Source organism: Vibrio sp. Isolate24 (assembly GCF_022398215.1).
Classification (GTDB): domain Bacteria; phylum Pseudomonadota; class Gammaproteobacteria; order Enterobacterales; family Vibrionaceae; genus Vibrio; species Vibrio coralliilyticus_A.
The window spans coordinates 435,362-451,214 of the sequence record NZ_JAKEUU010000003.1; the positions used below are offsets into that span (position 1 = coordinate 435,362).

Here is a 15,853-nt window from a genome sequence, read left to right on the forward strand (position 1 = left end):
AGAGTAAATAGGTAACAGGTATGGAACCGAGCGACGATCAAAAACTGGCGGACGAATGGGCTGCGGCATTAGGTGAAGACCCTGATGCGCCAGAGGTAGATGTAGATGAGGTTATGGCCGCTCAACTCGACGAGTTGCAAGACACTGGCTCGCCTATTTCTGAAGATGAACGCCGTAAACTCGATACTATTCTCGATATTCCGGTGACCATTTCCATGGAGGTGGGGCGTTCACAAATCAGCATTCGTAACTTACTCCAGCTAAACCAAGGTTCGGTAGTTGAACTGGAACGCCTTGCAGGTGAATCATTGGATGTCTTGGTTAATGGCACCTTGATTGCTCATGGTGAGGTGGTGGTGGTCAACGACAAGTTTGGTATTCGTCTGACCGACGTTATTAGCCAAACTGAGCGAATTAAGAAGCTAAGGTAGGTTATGAGAGAACAGTTAAAAGGCGTTTTTCTGTGTATCCTTACTCTACTCTCTCCTTATGCTTGGGCTGAAACCGTAACCAGTAATCAGTTAGATTGGGCGACCACGTTTGGGTCGCTCTTGTTCGTTGTTGCGTTTATTCTTTTTCTGGCTTGGTTGCTGAAACGCATGCGTGTACCTGCAATGATTAACCAGAGTGGCTTGAGTGTTGTTCGTCAAATCCCAGTCGGTACTCGTGAGCGAATCATGATTGTGCAGGCTGGCGAAGAACAGTTTCTGGTTGGAGTGACCGCCCAGTCAATACAACTGATTTCAAAACTGGATACCCCCTTGACCCAGGAGGAGCTGAATAAGTCTGCTTTAGCGGCAAGCCCTTTTGCCACTCAACTGACTCAGCTGTTGAAAAAGAATGATAAACACTAGCCGAATTGCCCCGCTGATACTGACACTATGCTTAACTCTCTTCTCGGCGTTTTCCTATGCTGAAGAGCAGCTCGCCACGTCAGTGCCTGCCAATGCTGCTCCCTCAGAATCAGTCACTGTATCTGCAATGGAAAAAGAGCAGGGTGCGGCGAGGACAATTTCAACGGGTAGTTTTACTGGCGGCGGTGGAGGTATCCCCGCTTTTACTATGACGACCAACTCAGATGGAAGTGAAGATTACTCAATAAATCTGCAAATCCTTGCTCTGATGACGATGTTGGGCTTCCTTCCTGCCATGGTCATTTTGATGACGTCATTCACGCGTATTGTTGTGGTTATGTCGATCCTCCGTCAGGCGATGGGTCTGCAACAGACACCATCGAATCAAGTCATCATAGGTATCGCGATTTTCCTGACATTTTTTATTATGTCTCCAGTACTGAGTAAAATTAATGACGAAGCAATTCAGCCATACATCAATGAGCAGATAACGGCACGCGAAGCCTTTGATTTAGCACAAGTCCCCATGAAGGACTTCATGCTCAAGCAAACACGAGTAAAGGATCTTGAAACCTTCGTCAATATTTCTGGTTCGAGTGCCACGGCGCCTGAAGATGTCTCTATGGCCGTGTTGATCCCTGCATTCATTACATCCGAACTCAAGACGGCCTTCCAGATAGGCTTTATGCTCTTCTTACCATTCCTAATTATTGACTTAGTGGTAGCTTCTGTTCTGATGGCAATGGGTATGATGATGCTATCGCCGATGATTGTATCCTTACCTTTTAAACTGATGCTCTTTGTACTAGTCGATGGTTGGAACTTAATCCTGTCAACCCTGGCTGGCAGCTTTGCTTTATAGCGGGAGGAAAGCATGACGCCTGAAGTCTTTGTCGAGCTATTTAGAGGCGCATTGTGGATGGTATTGCTGATGGTATGTGCCATTATCATTCCCAGCCTACTTATTGGTTTGATTGTCGCGATTTTTCAGGCCGCCACGTCGATTAACGAACAGACGTTAAGTTTCTTACCTCGTCTGGTGGTGACTTTGCTGGCGTTGATGTTGTTTGCTCACTGGATGACGCAAATGATGATGGAATACTTCTTCTCGATCGTTGAACGTCTGCCTCAGGTTCTCTATTAAGGGGGTGATGTGGAGTTCCCAACGAGCGTTATACTCGACTGGATAGCCAACTACTTCTGGCCTTACACCCGTATTGCTGCGATGCTGATGGTGATGTCGGTGACGGGGGCTCGCTTTGTTTCTACCCGTGTAAGGCTCTACCTTGGCCTGGCAATTACGTTTGCTGTGATGCCCGTCATTCCTGCTGTTCCTGACACCATAGAGTTGCTCTCTTTCCAAGGCTTCATGACCCTCTTAGAGCAGATCATCATAGGTGTTGCGATGGGAACCATCACTCAGTTCATGATCCAGACCTTCGTTATTCTTGGCCAGATTCTGGGTATGCAAGCGAGTTTGGGTTTCGCCTCTATGGTCGATCCTGCCAATGGTCAGAACACGCCGCTACTTGGTCAGCTGTTTATGTTTCTCGCAACGATGTTTTTTCTCGCGACCGATGGTCATTTGAAAATGATCATGCTAGTTGTGATGAGCTTTAAGTCATTGCCGATTGGTAGTGGCTCGCTGAATACCGTTGATTTTAGGGAGCTCGCACTTTGGTTAGGGATCATGTTTAAAGTCGCGTTGAGTATGTCCTTATCTGGCATCATTGCGTTGTTAACGATTAACTTGTCGTTTGGTGTGATGACTCGTGCCGCCCCTCAGTTGAACATCTTCTCGTTGGGTTTTGCCTTTGCCCTGATTGTTGGTTTGCTGATTTGTTGGTATATCATTGCCGGCTTGTTTAGCCACTATGAACTATTCTGGTTGCAAGGGGAGCAACAAATTTGCAGCTTTATTCGTTTGAATTGTTAGGGGGCTGAATTGGCAGAATCAGATGGTCAAGAACGCACCGAAGACGCCACGCCCAGGCGCTTGCAACAAGCTCGAGAGAAGGGGCAGGTTGCAAGGTCAAAAGAATTAGCGTCAGTTTCTGTTCTTATAATCGGAGCCATTGCCCTGATGTGGTTTGGCGAATCGCTTGCGCGCGCCTTATACACTCTCATGGGGCGTCTATTTGACCTCTCTCGTGATGAAATTTTTGATCTCCCTAAGCTGTTTGATATTGCGCTGGGGTCGATGGGGAATTTGCTTGGACCGCTATTGCTTATTCTTGTGGTGCTGTTTATTGCTGCGTTTGCGGGGGCTGCTGGTATTGGTGGGGTTAGCTTCTCAGTGGAAGCCGCTATGCCGAAATGGTCGAAGATGAACCCACTCAGTGGCTTGAAGCGAATGGTTGGCTTGCAAAGTTGGGTTGAGTTGATCAAGTCGATTCTGAAAGTTGCACTTGTCTCTGGAGTCGCCTTTTATCTGATCGATGCGGCTCAGGAAGATCTGTTTCAACTGAGTATGGATGTTTATCCGCAGAATATTTTCCACGCGTTAGATATCTTACTGAACTTCGTGTTGTTGATCAGTTGTTCACTGCTGATAGTTGTTGCGATTGATATTCCTTTCCAGATCTGGCAGCACGCTGATCAATTAAAGATGACTAAACAGGAAGTGAAGGATGAGTACAAAGAGACGGAAGGTAAGCCGGAAGTTAAAGGGCGGATTCGTATGTTGCAGCGTGAAGCCGCTCAACGTCGAATGATGTCAGAAGTCCCACAAGCCGATGTGATTGTCACTAACCCGGAACACTTCTCTGTGGCTCTGCGCTATAAACAAGATACCGATAAAGCGCCGATTGTGGTTGCCAAAGGGATTGACCATATGGCGCTCAAAATACGAGAAATCGCGCGTGAGCACGACATTTATGTTATTCCAGCGCCGCCGCTTGCACGTGCATTGTATCACTCCACCGAGCTTGAACAAGAAATCCCAGATGGTCTGTTTACCGCAGTAGCCCAGGTTCTGGCATATGTTTTCCAGTTAAAGCAGTTCCGCAAGCGTGGAGGGCAGAGGCCAAACTTTAAAGCCTCAGATCTTCCCATTCCCCCTGACTTGAGGCAGTAAAGCACCGTTTTCCTATTTCTCTGGTATCGATAACAGAACCAGCAAAGCGCCGTCACCACCAAATTCTAATGGCGCTTGATGAAATGCCATCACATCAGGATGTTGCGCCAACCAAAGCGGTGTTTTTTGCTTGAGGATATGCTTACCAATGCCGTGTTGGACACACGCACATGAAATCTCATTTTTGATGCAGTATGCGATCATCGAGCCGAGTTCGCGCTTGGCTTCATTTTGTGTCATGCCGTGCATATCTAAAAACACATCTGGGACGTACACCCCACGGCGAAGGCGTTTCACCTCGTAGTGAGAGACGTCATCACGCGCGTAACGAGTAGGACCATCCTCATTGAGAAGAGGAACAAACTCGTCAGAAAAATAGAACTCTGTATCGCTGGCTTCACGGGCGCTACGCTTGATTTCTTTTTGCTTAGTGTTTTTTTTTGGTTGCTGGACTATGGTATCCTGTCGCAACTTTTTTACGCCTTGTACTGCATCCCTAAAAAGGGCGAAATCATCATCAATTTCGGTGTCTTTTTTGCTCATTGGGTCATAGATACATAAATAAAATGCTATTGGCAGTATTGTAGCGCTTTTCGGAGGCAATTTTGGATAAGATTTTTGTAGAAGAAGCCGTGTCAGAGTTACACACGCTTCAGGATATGATTCGTTGGACTGTGAGCCGTTTCAATGCCGCAAACCTGTTCTATGGCCACGGTACGGATAACGCATGGGATGAAGCGGTTCAGCTTATCCTGCCAACATTGTACTTACCCATTGATGTGCCTCCACATGTATTAAATTCTCGTTTGACTAGCAGTGAGCGTCTGCGCATTGTCGAACGTGTTGTGAAACGAATCAATGAGCGTACTCCAACCGCATACCTGACCAACCGTGCTTGGTTCTGTGGCTTAGAGTTTTTTGTCGATGAACGTGTTCTGGTGCCTCGTTCTCCAATTGGTGAGCTGATTCAGGCTGAGTTCCAACCTTGGTTAGTCGAAGAGCCAACACGCATCATGGACTTGTGTACCGGGAGTGGCTGCATCGCGATCGCCTGTGCACATGCTTTCCCAGATGCAGAAATTGATGCGATTGATATTTCTACCGATGCACTTCAAGTGGCAGAGCAGAATATTCAGGACCATGGTATGGAGCAGCAGGTATTCCCGATTCGCTCGGATCTGTTCCGTGATCTGCCAAAAGAGAAGTACAACCTGATTGTGTCTAACCCACCGTATGTGGATCAAGAAGACATGAACAGTCTGCCTGACGAGTTTACCCATGAACCTGAGCTTGGCCTCGCTGCGGGTACAGATGGTCTAAAACTGGTGCGTCGTATTCTGGCTAATGCTCCTGATTACCTAACGGATAACGGTATTCTTATCTGTGAGGTGGGTAACTCTATGGTTCATATGATGGAGCAATATCCGCATATCCCGTTCACTTGGCTTGAGTTCGAAAATGGCGGCCATGGTGTATTCATGTTAACGCGTGAACAGATGCTGCAACATGCAGAAGAGTTCTCTATCTATAAAGACTGAGTATTATTCAGCTCGCTTGATTTGGTAAAACGCCGGACAGCCCTGTCCGGCGTTTTTTATTGGCAAAGAAAAGCAAAATAGATCGGCTTTAGGGGTTTACATCAAATCGCAATAACGCCACTATGAATTTACCAATAATTGTAATGTACAGCTTTGTTTACAGAGCTGAAGAAATTTGAGGAAGTAATGGCAGGAAACAGTATCGGACAACATTTCCGAGTGACGACATTCGGAGAAAGTCACGGTATCGCACTAGGATGTATCGTCGACGGGTGCCCTCCAGGGCTGGAAGTAACTGAAGCAGATATTCAGACGGATCTGGACCGTCGTCGTCCGGGTACTTCTCGTTATACCACTCAACGTCGCGAACCAGATGAAGTGAAGATTCTGTCTGGCGTATTCGAAGGTAAAACCACGGGCACTTCGATTGGTCTGTTGATTGAAAACACAGACCAACGCTCAAAAGATTATTCGGAAATTAAAGATAAGTTCCGTCCAGGTCACGCTGACTATACCTACCACCAGAAATACGGTGTGCGTGATTACCGAGGTGGAGGCCGCTCTTCCGCACGTGAAACCGCTATGCGTGTAGCTGCGGGTGCTATCGCTAAGAAATACCTGAAGCAAGAGTTTGGTATCGAAATCCGCGCTTACCTATCTCAAATGGGTGATGTATCGATTGAGAAAGTAGATTGGGACGAGATCGAAAATAACGCATTTTTCTGCCCAGATGTCGACAAAGTCGATGCGTTAGATCAGCTGATTCGTGATCTTAAAAAGCAAGGCGACTCGATTGGTGCCAAGCTACAGGTTGTCGCCACCAACGTACCTGTCGGTTTAGGTGAACCTGTGTTCGACCGTCTGGATGCTGATATTGCCCACGCGCTGATGAGCATCAACGCGGTCAAAGGTGTTGAAATCGGCGATGGATTCGATGTTGTTAGCCAAAAGGGCAGCGAGCACCGTGATACTTTGTCTCCAAACGGTTTCGGTAGTAACCATGCTGGTGGGATTTTAGGTGGTATCTCGACTGGTCAGGATATTGTTGCGAACATTGCGCTAAAGCCGACGTCTAGTATCACCGTTCCGGGTGAAACCATCACCAGAGAAGGCGAACCTACTCAGCTGATCACCAAAGGTCGTCATGACCCATGTGTTGGTATTCGCGCAGTGCCTATTGCAGAAGCGATGCTGGCAATTGTCGTGATGGATCACTTACTTCGCCATCGAGGTCAGAATCACGGTGTGACGACAGAAACTCCTCAGATTTAATGAATAGAAACGGCTTCCACAAGGAAGCCGTTTTTTATTTAGGCTTGTTGTTTTGCTGAAATCCAGTTGTTGATGTTGCTTTTCATCACTTCCATCGGTTGCTGCCCGTAGCGTAGTAGTTGATCGTGGAATTCAGCGTATTCAAACTTATCTCCTAGCTCTTGTTGAGCCTTTTCAAGCAATTCTCGGATAACCAGATAACCGGACTTATAAGAAACCGCCTGACCGACATAGGCGGCGTAGCGGAAGCTTTCTGACTCTATATCACCTTCGCCGAGCGCGGAATTGGCGTGCATATAATCGCGTGCTTGCTGAATACTCCAGCCGTTAGCGTGAATGCCAGTATCGACCGCCAATCGCATATTCCTCAACTGTGCTTCGTTTAGACTGCCAAAGTACTGTAGGGCGTTACACTCTTGCTCATCCGTATAGATTCCGCCTTGGAACTGGTTATAGTCAGTGTTGGGAGTGCACATTCCTTTGCCGTTAACAAACGTCGGCTGATTCTGCTCGTTAAGCTCTCCATAAATGCCCATTTCGATACCAAGCCACTCGGTATAGAGCGCCCAACCTTCACCATAGGCGGTGTACCAGATATCCTGCATATAATCGGGCAGATTAGCAGGTGGGTATTCCTGCGCGTACGCGTTTTGGAAATGATGACCAGGCGCCGCTTCATGTAACAGCAAGGTGGAGACATTCCATTTTTGCAGGCTGTAATCTGGGTTGGTGTTGAGAGTGAACACATTGTCATCGTAGGAGGCCACACCATCATACATCTCGCTTTCAGCAGGGGTTGGCTCTATGGTGTAGTCGGTTTTGATAGGTTTAAAATAGCTGGCAACGACATCGTTGGCATTGTTTTTAAACACATAGTAGTCCGTCAGCGCGTTTTCGCAGGCGGAAGGAGAGGACGCGCTACTGCAGACCGCTGCGTATTGCTTGGTCGTTGTTTGCTGACCATCTCGACCATAAAAGAACTGCTCGCTATTAAGGTATTTAAAAAACTCTCCGAGATTGATCTGGCCTGAGTCCGTGGCGAGTTCAAATGTTCGAGTTGAAACGTCACCTGTTGCTGGGTCTCGATACGCCGCTTCCACGATAGAACCGCGCTTGGCAAGCACCACTTTTGCCACACGAATCATCTCAGCTTTAGCTTCTGCGACCAGTCGTTCACCCATTTGATGCAGTTCAGCTGCGGATTGACCTGTGGTGCTGTTACGGTCTAGATGCCATTGATACCAGCTCTGCCCATTGGGTAAATCACCCCAGCCAATATTTTTGTCGGTGAGTTGGCCTTCACCGTGAGCGCTTTTAACGTACTGATTGTGCAGATACGCTAATAGCTCTTGGGTTGCCCGCTGTGCTTTCTCAACTTCCTGCGTGTATTGATTGATAAAAGTTGGCGTATACCCTGACTGAGTTTTTAAGTCGTTTAATCCTACCTTGAGCATGGAAAAATTATTGTAGCTTATCGTGTCCACGCTGTTTTGATATAGGCGCTCAGCAAGAATGGCGGGTAGTTGAATACCCTGCTGCGTAGCTTGCTGGTATTGGCTGTGTAAGCCCCTGACCCAAGAGGTGTACTCTTTGAGTATGGTTAGCTGATCTTGGTACGTTTGTTCACTGTCGGAATCGGTATCAATAGCAGCACCTGCTTCTTCGGCGTTCCACTGGATGTTGTTGTAAAAGTGGGTGATAGGTACATCGAAGTTGCCAAACCGCGCGTTAGCAAAACTAGCGCCGCGAATCGCAATGGTGCGGTCAAAGCGGAAAGTGTCGAAATAGACTTTTTCTTCATCGGTTAAAGCGCTTCTTTCTATTTCAAGCAGTTTGTTGAGATAGATACGATCCAAAGACTGACGAGCGGCAGCCATTTGATCATTGATGATACCAAAGTGAGTGTTATCTAGGGATTGCGATTCATGTTGGTAGCTGTCGAGTAGTGCCGTCAGTTGGACGGAAGCTTCGTTGGTTTTTGGCGCGGAGCTACAACCAGCCAAAATGATAGCTAGTGTTATAGCCGATAGGGTAATACGGTGTTGGTTTCTCATCTTCAGACCTTTCAGCTGTTTTGGTTAACAGCAAGGAAAAATTGGGAGAGCTTAATCAAAGTGAAGCCGAACTCTTCCTTGTGGGTGACCAGAGTAAAATAAGTCGGCAATGGTATTTGTGCAAAAGGTCACAGGACAAATTAACGGATAATTAACCCGCTGCGCACGCTTGATTGAAAGTTGCATCAATATGTTAGCGATTGGTGAGCAAGTACGTCGCTCTTAAGGGGGGTATTAACCCAATGAAAAGATTTGCAGAATACTTGAATGCACTTTCATCGCACAAGCGCGCTTCGATGGTAGGTTTGAGTGGTAAATCCAAGCTGGATCACAAATGATCCTTAGCGGTAAATATTCGAGCGAATATTACTCATAGCTAAGTGGCCGTTAGAGAGTAAAACGCCCCGAGGGCGGGGCGTTTGAATTAGTGAAGAGAACCTTCAGTTTCTAGGTGGAATGAAGGCAGACGCCATTTAAAGCGAACCGCAGCCATGCGCAGCATGTAGCCAAAAACTAGTGTTGAGATGGTCGCGGTGACATCATTAAGACCAAACTCAAGTAAGGTTAAGTAAAGGCCGGAAGCTACTAGGGCGACAGAAGCGTATAACTCTTCGTGCAACACAAGCGGTGTTTGGCGACAGATTAAATCACGTAATAGCCCACCAAAAACGCCTGTGACCAGTGCCGCCACCATGCAGATCATTGCGTGATGACCCATGCTTAGTGCAACTTTGGTACCGATGATGCTAAAAACAATCAAGCCCAGCGCATCAAGTCGAATGAACAACCCTTTAAACTTGATGATCCATTTGGCTAATCCAGTCGTTAGTACGCCAGCAATACAGGTGATCGCGAGAAATTGTGGATTCTCCACCCAGCCTAACGGGTAGTGACCGAGGAGGATATCGCGCACTGTTCCACCACCAATCGCAGTCGCACTTGCGACGAGCATAACCCCAAACCAGTCCATTTTTCTGCGACCGGCACTAAGTGCACCAGTCATGGCCTCAGCCGTGATGCCAATGATATATAAAATGCTTAATAACATGGTTTGTCCTACATGACGTATGGCTTGAGAAATCAGCCTCTCTGTAACCAATGTAAGGCAGTTTAGTGGGAAATGTGATCTGTGACGAATGAGATTTTATGAATGTGAAAGGGTTTTTCACATAATTATTTCTAATGTCATTAACTGGTATAGAGATTTGCAATTGGGATCAAAAATGCGAGAATGCCGAGCGCTGTTATTTAAACCACGACTTTATCTCATGAGCCACCACTATCAGGACTTGATCGACATTTTTAACGCCACTTTTCTTGACGAGTACAATACACGTTTGGAGCTAGGAGGGGATGAGCCTATTTACCTGCCAGCGGATGGCAGTCAGCATAATCACCGGATTATTTTTGCTCGTGGTTTCTATGCGTCAGCACTTCACGAAATCGCGCATTGGTGTGTTGCAGGGCCAGAGCGTCGTTTATTAGAGGATTTCGGCTATTGGTATGAACCGGATGGACGCACTGAAGCGGTTCAGGCTGAGTTTGAGAAAGTAGAAATTCGACCTCAGGCGTATGAGTGGATCCTCTCTCTTAGCGCAGGTTTTCCGTTTACAGTGAGCTGTGACAACTTAAACGGAGACTTTGAACCTGATCGTTTAGCCTTTATGCACAAAGTTCATACGGAAGTCGGCAAGATATTTGAGCAGGGTATGCCACTACGTGTTCGTATGCTTTCAGATGCATTACGGTCTTTTTATCAACAGCCTGCGCTGGATTATTCCATGTTTGAAGTAATGTAAAACCAGCCGCAGTATGCGGCTGGTTTGCTTTTCGTTACTGAATGAGCCAAGTCGTTTCGGCTTGATTGTTGTGATTGAGCGTATACACCAATGGTGCAGTGTTGGGTTCCATGACAGAAACTATCGCGATTAGCGATTCGCAATGATTCGGTACCCGTAGCTGGTAACTGCCTGTTCCGGCTTGTAATGCCGCTTTTAAGAGGCATTTGTCGTAGTCAACCACGTCGATGCTCCCCCCTGTGTTATCGCAGACAGAGATGTAAACCTGAGAAGCGGAAAGGTGCGGCAAACTGACATCGATATCGACCTGATAAATTGAAGTGAGGTCGTTGTCGTAATCGATACGCACATTTGCCAAACTGTTGGAATCTTCATCGGTTGATACTGCTGTGGCTGAAGAACCTGTTGATGAACCTGAAGAGCCTCCTTCACCACCTCCGCCACCACCACAGCCGGAGAGTGAAACCAGTATCATCATTGTACATAAGTGTATAAGTTTGATATTCCACATGATTATTTCTCCTTTAGTCGATATAAATCTTGCCGTCTACAGATGCTTCGTACCAGGTAGGTTCAGTCTGGCCAGTGGCGTCTTGGGCATAATCATCAAATTTGGTGTAGGCCTCTAAAATATTGACTTGTTCATAGGGATGTTGCCAAGTAGTAGGGATCTCTATACCCCAAGGTAGACCTTTGTCATCGTGATAGTGAGTATTGCCACTTGACGCATCGACACCATTAGACTTGTAACGTAAGTCAAACTTACTGGTAGGGGACTGGTTTTTAAGATGAATCTCTAAGCTTCGGCCTGGGAATCCACCTGTCAGCTGATAACCAATATCTCCGTAATAGTGGCCGGGAGCTGCAAAGATAAAGGGGTCGTACGGGAATGGTGGCATGGTTGAGGTATCGACTGCATTTTCTAACGAAAAGGTCAGCCTCCAGCTAGGGCGATAAGCGGTACCGCAATTTTCTTGAGTGCGAAATAGAGTGCACGCTTCGGCTTCACCCGGTTCTGTCATCTCCCATAAGTCTTCGTGGATAATGAAGACAGCATCAATGGTGTCGGTTTCAAGTACAGTTGCGGTTTGCAGCTCGTTATTCACGTAAAGTTGAACAGAGTCAGATTTGATGTCCTCTTTCACTACACCTGGCAATCGAATAGCAAAGCCTGAATGGTAGTCACCGCCAAGTGCGGCTACTTTACCCTCGATTTTCATACGAATGACTTGGTCGTTGAGCTGATACTCAGTGTATTTAACATTCATTAATACATCGTTCATGTCATAGTCGCCGCTTTTCGGATACTGATCTTCATAGGCGAAAGATGTGTAGCCACCGCCGCTGGGGTATAGTTCGGTCACGACACCGCTTTCTGTAATGTCGACCAAATAGTCTTCTACTTCACCAGCAGGAACACCGCCGCTTGGACCTATGCCTGATGTGTTGGAAATTCTGAATCGAGCCCAAGTCTCCCCGGTGACAGCCCAAGTTGGAACAGTGAAGAATATGTCGCCAGTGCTATCGCTCATCGATTGGTCGCTGATGATGATTTCGTTAGACTCAAACTCACCATCTCGGTCGAAATCAATCCAAGCATTGAGCACTGAACTGTCAGATGTGCCTGCAGCCGTTGCGATGATTTTGCTGGTTTGTCCCACCTGAATTGGAACGGGGAATTGGATACCGTCATCATCGTCTGAACCATCTGAAGTATCATCACTGAGCGGATACGGGCTACCGTCGGTCTCTCCATCAATGACAGAACCTAGCTTGAGTTTCGACAAGCCATGACGGGCACCAGAGGATGCAAATGTGGTTTTATAACTATCTGGGGCGTCTCCGAAATCAGTGTATTCACTGGGTTCGACAGGTGCCAGAGCACAGCGAGCACCATCATTGGAGTTGCTTGAAGGGCCATAAGCAAAAAATTCTGCGCTGGAGCTGGTTCCGTTAATGGTTACTTTGAAGACATACCCATTACTGTTGTTGCTGGTGTAAAAGTTGCCATCGACATCAAAGTAGACTGCACCAAAGGTCAAGCGATACCCGAGAGCATTTTTATCTAGCAGTTGGTTTAGTCGGTTCGCTGTGCCCGCGTAGACATCTATCTCCCACAGGTAACCGTTGGAGTCGATGGAATAAGCAAGGCTGTTATCAGGGTGAAAAGCCAAATCGTATATTGCAGGATTGCCGAATTGGCTAGGCGGTGATGAAAGCTCCATCACCAGTGTATCAAGGTCAATGCGGTAGAGCCCGTAGTTGGGTCTGTAGCCATACCAGGCATTTTCATCAAGAGAGACATCACCAACGTAGATAGACGCGGGTGCACCAGATGGCTTGCTGACATTGAGCAAGGTTTTTGTAAAGGTGGAATCAATACGGGACAGCGATGCGGTGCCGTAATCCCAACCGTAGATGAAGTCATCATGCTTGCTGTAGCCGACACCATTTAGCTTCGCGGTATCTAAATTGGAATCCAGTGTGACATAGCTACCTACGTCGATGCTGACGCCATAAACGACGGGCGTACCTGAGGGATTCTGAATTAAAAATGCTTGAGTTGGACATGAAGTGAATGGTGTCTCAGCAAAGGCGAGTGATGCTTGAAATAAAACACCCGCCACGACTGACTTTTTCAAAGCCTTGTGTTGTGTTTTCATGAGTTCTTCCTCGCTGAACGTTGTGAATAGTTGAGGAAGTGCACAGCGCGTGCCATGCTGTCAGGCCTTGATATAACTAGGGTTTGCGTTAATTTTCTCAATGTGAGAAGCTCTGCACTCTTTTTGAGAATCAAACTGACCCAGGCAATAGAGCATTATGATTATTGAATTTGAAGAGAAGCTGCTAGAAATGATTGATGCGCGTATTGAAACCGCATCTGATGATGAGTTATTTGCTGGTGGTTACTTACGTGGACATATTTCTCTATCTGCTGCTTCGTGTGAAGAAGAAGGCGTCAATGATATAGAAGAGCTGAAAGTACGTATTCAGAGTAGTTTGGATGAGGCACGTGCAGAGCTGAGTCCTGCCGATCGCACCATTGTTAACGATCTATGGTTAGAGTTAGTCAACCAAGCTTAACCTCACAGATAGCATACTACTTAAGGGCTTGATCGAGTTTTTCGAGCAAGCCCTTATGCATTTTATAATACCGTGATGGCTTTGCCTTTTCTCAATTTTCTCACCCACATGCGGCTTGGATGGAGTTCCTCCAGCACATCTACTGGTAGCGGTAAAGGGTCACCACAAATTTGTGACGCTAAGGTCTCAGCCAAGAGTGGTGCTGAACTTAAACCACGAGAGCCTAACCCAAGCATACAAAATAGGTTAGGGAAGTGCGGTGCTTTTTCTGCGTCTTCTACTTGGGTGGTTTGCAGGTTACGGTAAACCTGTTTCGTTGTTTCGAGATCGCCCACGCTGCCAACAAATGGCAGATGATCGCGACTCACACAGCGAATCCCTTGACGCGATTGATTACCCGAGGTGTCGACTTCAAGAGGCCAATTTTGATTTGGCACGCACTGACGCAGTTTGTCACCATTGCTCTGTTGTGCGTGCGGATCAAACTCTTGGTCCAAATTATCTCTATCGTAACTTGCTCCGATACAGTGATGCCTATTGTTAGGGTTTACGGGTGTCATATAGCCATCGTAACAAAGGACGGTCTTAAGCTGGCTCAGTTTACTCGTGGTTGGAATGTGGCTGACTTGACCTTTAACCTGTCCCAAAGGGATGTCTTGGGTCGGTGGCAAATCGGCAAACTGATGACCATTCGCGACCACAACGGTGTCATGGCTGAATTGAGTTTGGCCACTATTTAACGTCCAGTTTTTCTGCTCTTCATTCCAGCGCATATCATCAATCTTAGTATCGAAACATACTCTGAAAAGCGGGCTTTCTGATAAGTGCTCGATGAGTCCTTGAGTCAGCTGGGCGGGGCATAACCATCCACCAAGTGGATAATGGACGCTCTCCATATCGATAGGGAGACCTATGGTTTGGCTTGTTTGCTCAGCATCAAGGTGGTGGATCAATGCTTTATCAAAGTGGCCGCCCAGCATACGCTTAAGTTTGGCTTGTGATTTCTCATCCCACATGAGTTGAGTCACGCCGCACCAGTCATGGTCGAATTTGATCTGCTCTGCTGCTTGCTCGACAAATTGTCTGGCAAAAAGGAAAGCCGGAGCAAATACGCGAGACACGCCTGTATGGGAGCCATTAAGTAGAGGGTAAACAGCACCTTGACGATTACCAGATGCACCTTGTGCGGCTTCTGAGTCTTGACAGTATAGCGTGACCTGTTTTCCACGGCGAATGAGTGTTTTTGCTAATGTTGCACTGGCAATGCCACCGCCGATAATCGCGATGGACTGAGCTTGTTCTGCATTTTTACGGGCAAACCAAGGTTTATGGTTTGTGTGTGTTTGGCGATTGGCCATATGACCTGCGATCATGTCCCGTTTGGTGCCGAAGCCTTTGACTTTCTTCATATCGAAACCGGCTTCGATTAGGCCGCGGCGAACGAAACCGGCTGCCGTAAACGTCGCACAGGTACAGTCCTGTTTAGCAAGTCTCGCCATACCATTGAACAGTTCTTGGTTCCACATCTCGGGATTTTTGCTAGGAGCGAAGCCATCCAAAAACCAAGCATCGATAAGGCCTAGCTCATCAACGGGTACCTTTGGCATGCAATCTTTAATGTCGCCAAACCACAAATCGAGAGTAATAGCCCCGTCTTCCAGAATAATTCTATGACATTCAGGAACGGCTATTGGATAGTGTTGTTGTAATTTGCTTGCGTATTCAGCAAGTTCTGGCCATGCTTGGTGCGCTTTAATCAGGTCATCTTTACTCAGTGGATACTTTTCAAAACTCACAAAATGCAGCTCTTTGAGTGGCGCATCTGGGTTTTGACGCCTAAATTCTTCAAACCATTGCCAAACAGCAAGGAAGTTCAGACCTGTGCCAAAGCCGGTTTCTCCAATGACGAAGCGGCGCTGGTCATAATCCTGCCATCTTTGTGGCAGATGATTTTGATGGAGGAAGACGTAGCGGGTTTCTTCAAGTCCGTTTACGTTAGAAAAGTAAACATCGTCGAACTGGTCTGATACAGGTGTTCCAACATCGTTCCAGCCCAGCTGAGCATTGGTAATTGAGGTCATAATGTCTGAATTATTGTGATGAAGACGATAAAGTTGTGGCGATTGTACGGTTTTCTGGGAAAGCTGACCACTTTTCACGGGTAACTTAGTTATCA

16 protein-coding genes are annotated in these 15,853 nt (G+C 47.0%); 10 read left to right on the forward strand and 6 right to left on the reverse strand.

Features of this window, described 5'->3' with window-relative positions; genetic code table 11:
- Positions 1–20: 20 nt before the first annotated feature.
- From fliN to flhB, 6 genes are read left to right on the forward strand one after another with little or no spacing between them, the layout of a single operon-like run.
- A complete protein-coding gene (fliN, locus tag L1D23_RS14725; protein ID WP_006959499.1) occupies positions 21–431 on the forward strand; it encodes a flagellar motor switch protein FliN in 411 nt (136 codons plus the stop codon).
- Positions 432–434: 3 nt separating this feature from the next.
- Positions 435–854, forward strand: a complete 420-nt coding sequence (gene fliO, locus L1D23_RS14730; protein WP_239867582.1) for a flagellar biosynthetic protein FliO — start codon at positions 435–437, stop codon at positions 852–854.
- Complete coding sequence (gene fliP / locus L1D23_RS14735; protein WP_239867585.1) at positions 841–1,716, forward strand: flagellar type III secretion system pore protein FliP; 876 nt, start codon at positions 841–843, stop codon at positions 1,714–1,716. Before fliO ends, fliP begins: the two co-directional genes overlap by 14 nt.
- A gap of 12 nt (positions 1,717–1,728) precedes the next feature.
- Positions 1,729–1,998 (forward strand): flagellar biosynthesis protein FliQ, encoded by a 270-nt coding sequence (gene fliQ / locus L1D23_RS14740; RefSeq protein ID WP_019274559.1) that lies wholly within the window; start codon positions 1,729–1,731, stop codon positions 1,996–1,998.
- Positions 1,999–2,007: 9 nt separating this feature from the next.
- Complete coding sequence (fliR, locus tag L1D23_RS14745) at positions 2,008–2,790, forward strand: flagellar biosynthetic protein FliR (RefSeq protein ID WP_239837628.1); 783 nt, start codon at positions 2,008–2,010, stop codon at positions 2,788–2,790.
- Between the two features lie 9 nt (positions 2,791–2,799).
- Positions 2,800–3,930 carry a flagellar biosynthesis protein FlhB gene (flhB, locus tag L1D23_RS14750; RefSeq protein ID WP_239867588.1) on the forward strand — a complete coding sequence of 377 codons (1,131 nt, stop codon included), beginning with the start codon at positions 2,800–2,802 and terminating at the stop codon, positions 3,928–3,930.
- Positions 3,931–3,942: 12 nt separating this feature from the next.
- On the opposite strand, the gene smrB is transcribed toward flhB, so the two are convergent.
- On the reverse strand, positions 3,943–4,473 hold the full coding sequence (gene smrB / locus L1D23_RS14755; RefSeq protein WP_239837630.1) for an endonuclease SmrB: 531 nt from the start codon (positions 4,471–4,473) through the stop codon (positions 3,943–3,945).
- Positions 4,474–4,535: 62 nt separating this feature from the next.
- On the opposite strand from smrB, the gene prmB reads away from it, so the two are divergent.
- Entirely contained in the window at positions 4,536–5,468 is a 933-nt protein-coding gene (prmB, locus tag L1D23_RS14760; protein ID WP_239867591.1) for a 50S ribosomal protein L3 N(5)-glutamine methyltransferase, read from the forward strand.
- Positions 5,469–5,654: 186 nt separating this feature from the next.
- A complete protein-coding gene (gene aroC / locus L1D23_RS14765) occupies positions 5,655–6,740 on the forward strand; it encodes a chorismate synthase (RefSeq protein ID WP_095561084.1) in 1,086 nt (361 codons plus the stop codon).
- 38 nt (positions 6,741–6,778) lie between these two features.
- Here aroC and L1D23_RS14770 read toward each other — a convergent pair whose 3' ends face one another.
- Positions 6,779–8,794 (reverse strand): DUF885 domain-containing protein, encoded by a 2,016-nt coding sequence (locus L1D23_RS14770; protein ID WP_239867594.1) that lies wholly within the window; start codon positions 8,792–8,794, stop codon positions 6,779–6,781.
- 424 nt (positions 8,795–9,218) lie between these two features.
- The gene (locus L1D23_RS14775) at positions 9,219–9,842 is read right to left on the reverse strand and encodes a trimeric intracellular cation channel family protein (protein ID WP_239867597.1); all 624 of its coding nucleotides are present in this window, start codon (positions 9,840–9,842) and stop codon (positions 9,219–9,221) included.
- Between the two features lie 220 nt (positions 9,843–10,062).
- Here L1D23_RS14775 and L1D23_RS14780 point away from each other — a divergent pair, with 220 nt between their 5' ends.
- Complete coding sequence (locus tag L1D23_RS14780; protein WP_239867600.1) at positions 10,063–10,593, forward strand: elongation factor P hydroxylase; 531 nt, start codon at positions 10,063–10,065, stop codon at positions 10,591–10,593.
- Between the two features lie 34 nt (positions 10,594–10,627).
- Here the strand turns inward: L1D23_RS14780 and L1D23_RS14785 are convergent, their stop codons facing one another.
- The gene (locus L1D23_RS14785) at positions 10,628–11,104 is read right to left on the reverse strand and encodes a hypothetical protein (protein ID WP_239867603.1); all 477 of its coding nucleotides are present in this window, start codon (positions 11,102–11,104) and stop codon (positions 10,628–10,630) included.
- Positions 11,105–11,117: 13 nt separating this feature from the next.
- Entirely contained in the window at positions 11,118–13,256 is a 2,139-nt protein-coding gene (locus L1D23_RS14790; protein ID WP_239867606.1) for an LruC domain-containing protein, read from the reverse strand.
- A gap of 157 nt (positions 13,257–13,413) precedes the next feature.
- Between L1D23_RS14790 and L1D23_RS14795 the strand changes: the two genes are divergently transcribed.
- Positions 13,414–13,677, forward strand: coding sequence for a YfcL family protein (locus L1D23_RS14795; protein WP_239837637.1), 264 nt, complete (start codon positions 13,414–13,416; stop codon positions 13,675–13,677).
- 62 nt (positions 13,678–13,739) lie between these two features.
- Here L1D23_RS14795 and mnmC read toward each other — a convergent pair whose 3' ends face one another.
- A complete protein-coding gene (mnmC, locus tag L1D23_RS14800; RefSeq protein ID WP_239868544.1) occupies positions 13,740–15,758 on the reverse strand; it encodes a bifunctional tRNA (5-methylaminomethyl-2-thiouridine)(34)-methyltransferase MnmD/FAD-dependent 5-carboxymethylaminomethyl-2-thiouridine(34) oxidoreductase MnmC in 2,019 nt (672 codons plus the stop codon).
- Between the last annotated feature and the right edge of the window lie 95 nt (positions 15,759–15,853).

Coding starts and splice junctions, on each gene's coding strand:
- L1D23_RS14775 (WP_239867597.1), bottom strand. CDS start 9,842: ATGTTATTAAGCATTTTATATATCATTGGCATCACGGCTGAGGCCATG.
- L1D23_RS14795 (WP_239837637.1), top strand. CDS start 13,414: ATGATTATTGAATTTGAAGAGAAGCTGCTAGAAATGATTGATGCGCGT.
- L1D23_RS14785 (WP_239867603.1), bottom strand. CDS start 11,104: ATGTGGAATATCAAACTTATACACTTATGTACAATGATGATACTGGTT.
- fliO (WP_239867582.1), top strand. CDS start 435: ATGAGAGAACAGTTAAAAGGCGTTTTTCTGTGTATCCTTACTCTACTC.
- aroC (WP_095561084.1), top strand. CDS start 5,655: ATGGCAGGAAACAGTATCGGACAACATTTCCGAGTGACGACATTCGGA.
- fliQ (WP_019274559.1), top strand. CDS start 1,729: ATGACGCCTGAAGTCTTTGTCGAGCTATTTAGAGGCGCATTGTGGATG.
- fliP (WP_239867585.1), top strand. CDS start 841: ATGATAAACACTAGCCGAATTGCCCCGCTGATACTGACACTATGCTTA.
- mnmC (WP_239868544.1), bottom strand. CDS start 15,758: ATGACCTCAATTACCAATGCTCAGCTGGGCTGGAACGATGTTGGAACA.
- fliN (WP_006959499.1), top strand. CDS start 21: ATGGAACCGAGCGACGATCAAAAACTGGCGGACGAATGGGCTGCGGCA.
- smrB (WP_239837630.1), bottom strand. CDS start 4,473: ATGAGCAAAAAAGACACCGAAATTGATGATGATTTCGCCCTTTTTAGG.
- L1D23_RS14770 (WP_239867594.1), bottom strand. CDS start 8,794: ATGAGAAACCAACACCGTATTACCCTATCGGCTATAACACTAGCTATC.
- L1D23_RS14780 (WP_239867600.1), top strand. CDS start 10,063: ATGAGCCACCACTATCAGGACTTGATCGACATTTTTAACGCCACTTTT.
- L1D23_RS14790 (WP_239867606.1), bottom strand. CDS start 13,256: ATGAAAACACAACACAAGGCTTTGAAAAAGTCAGTCGTGGCGGGTGTT.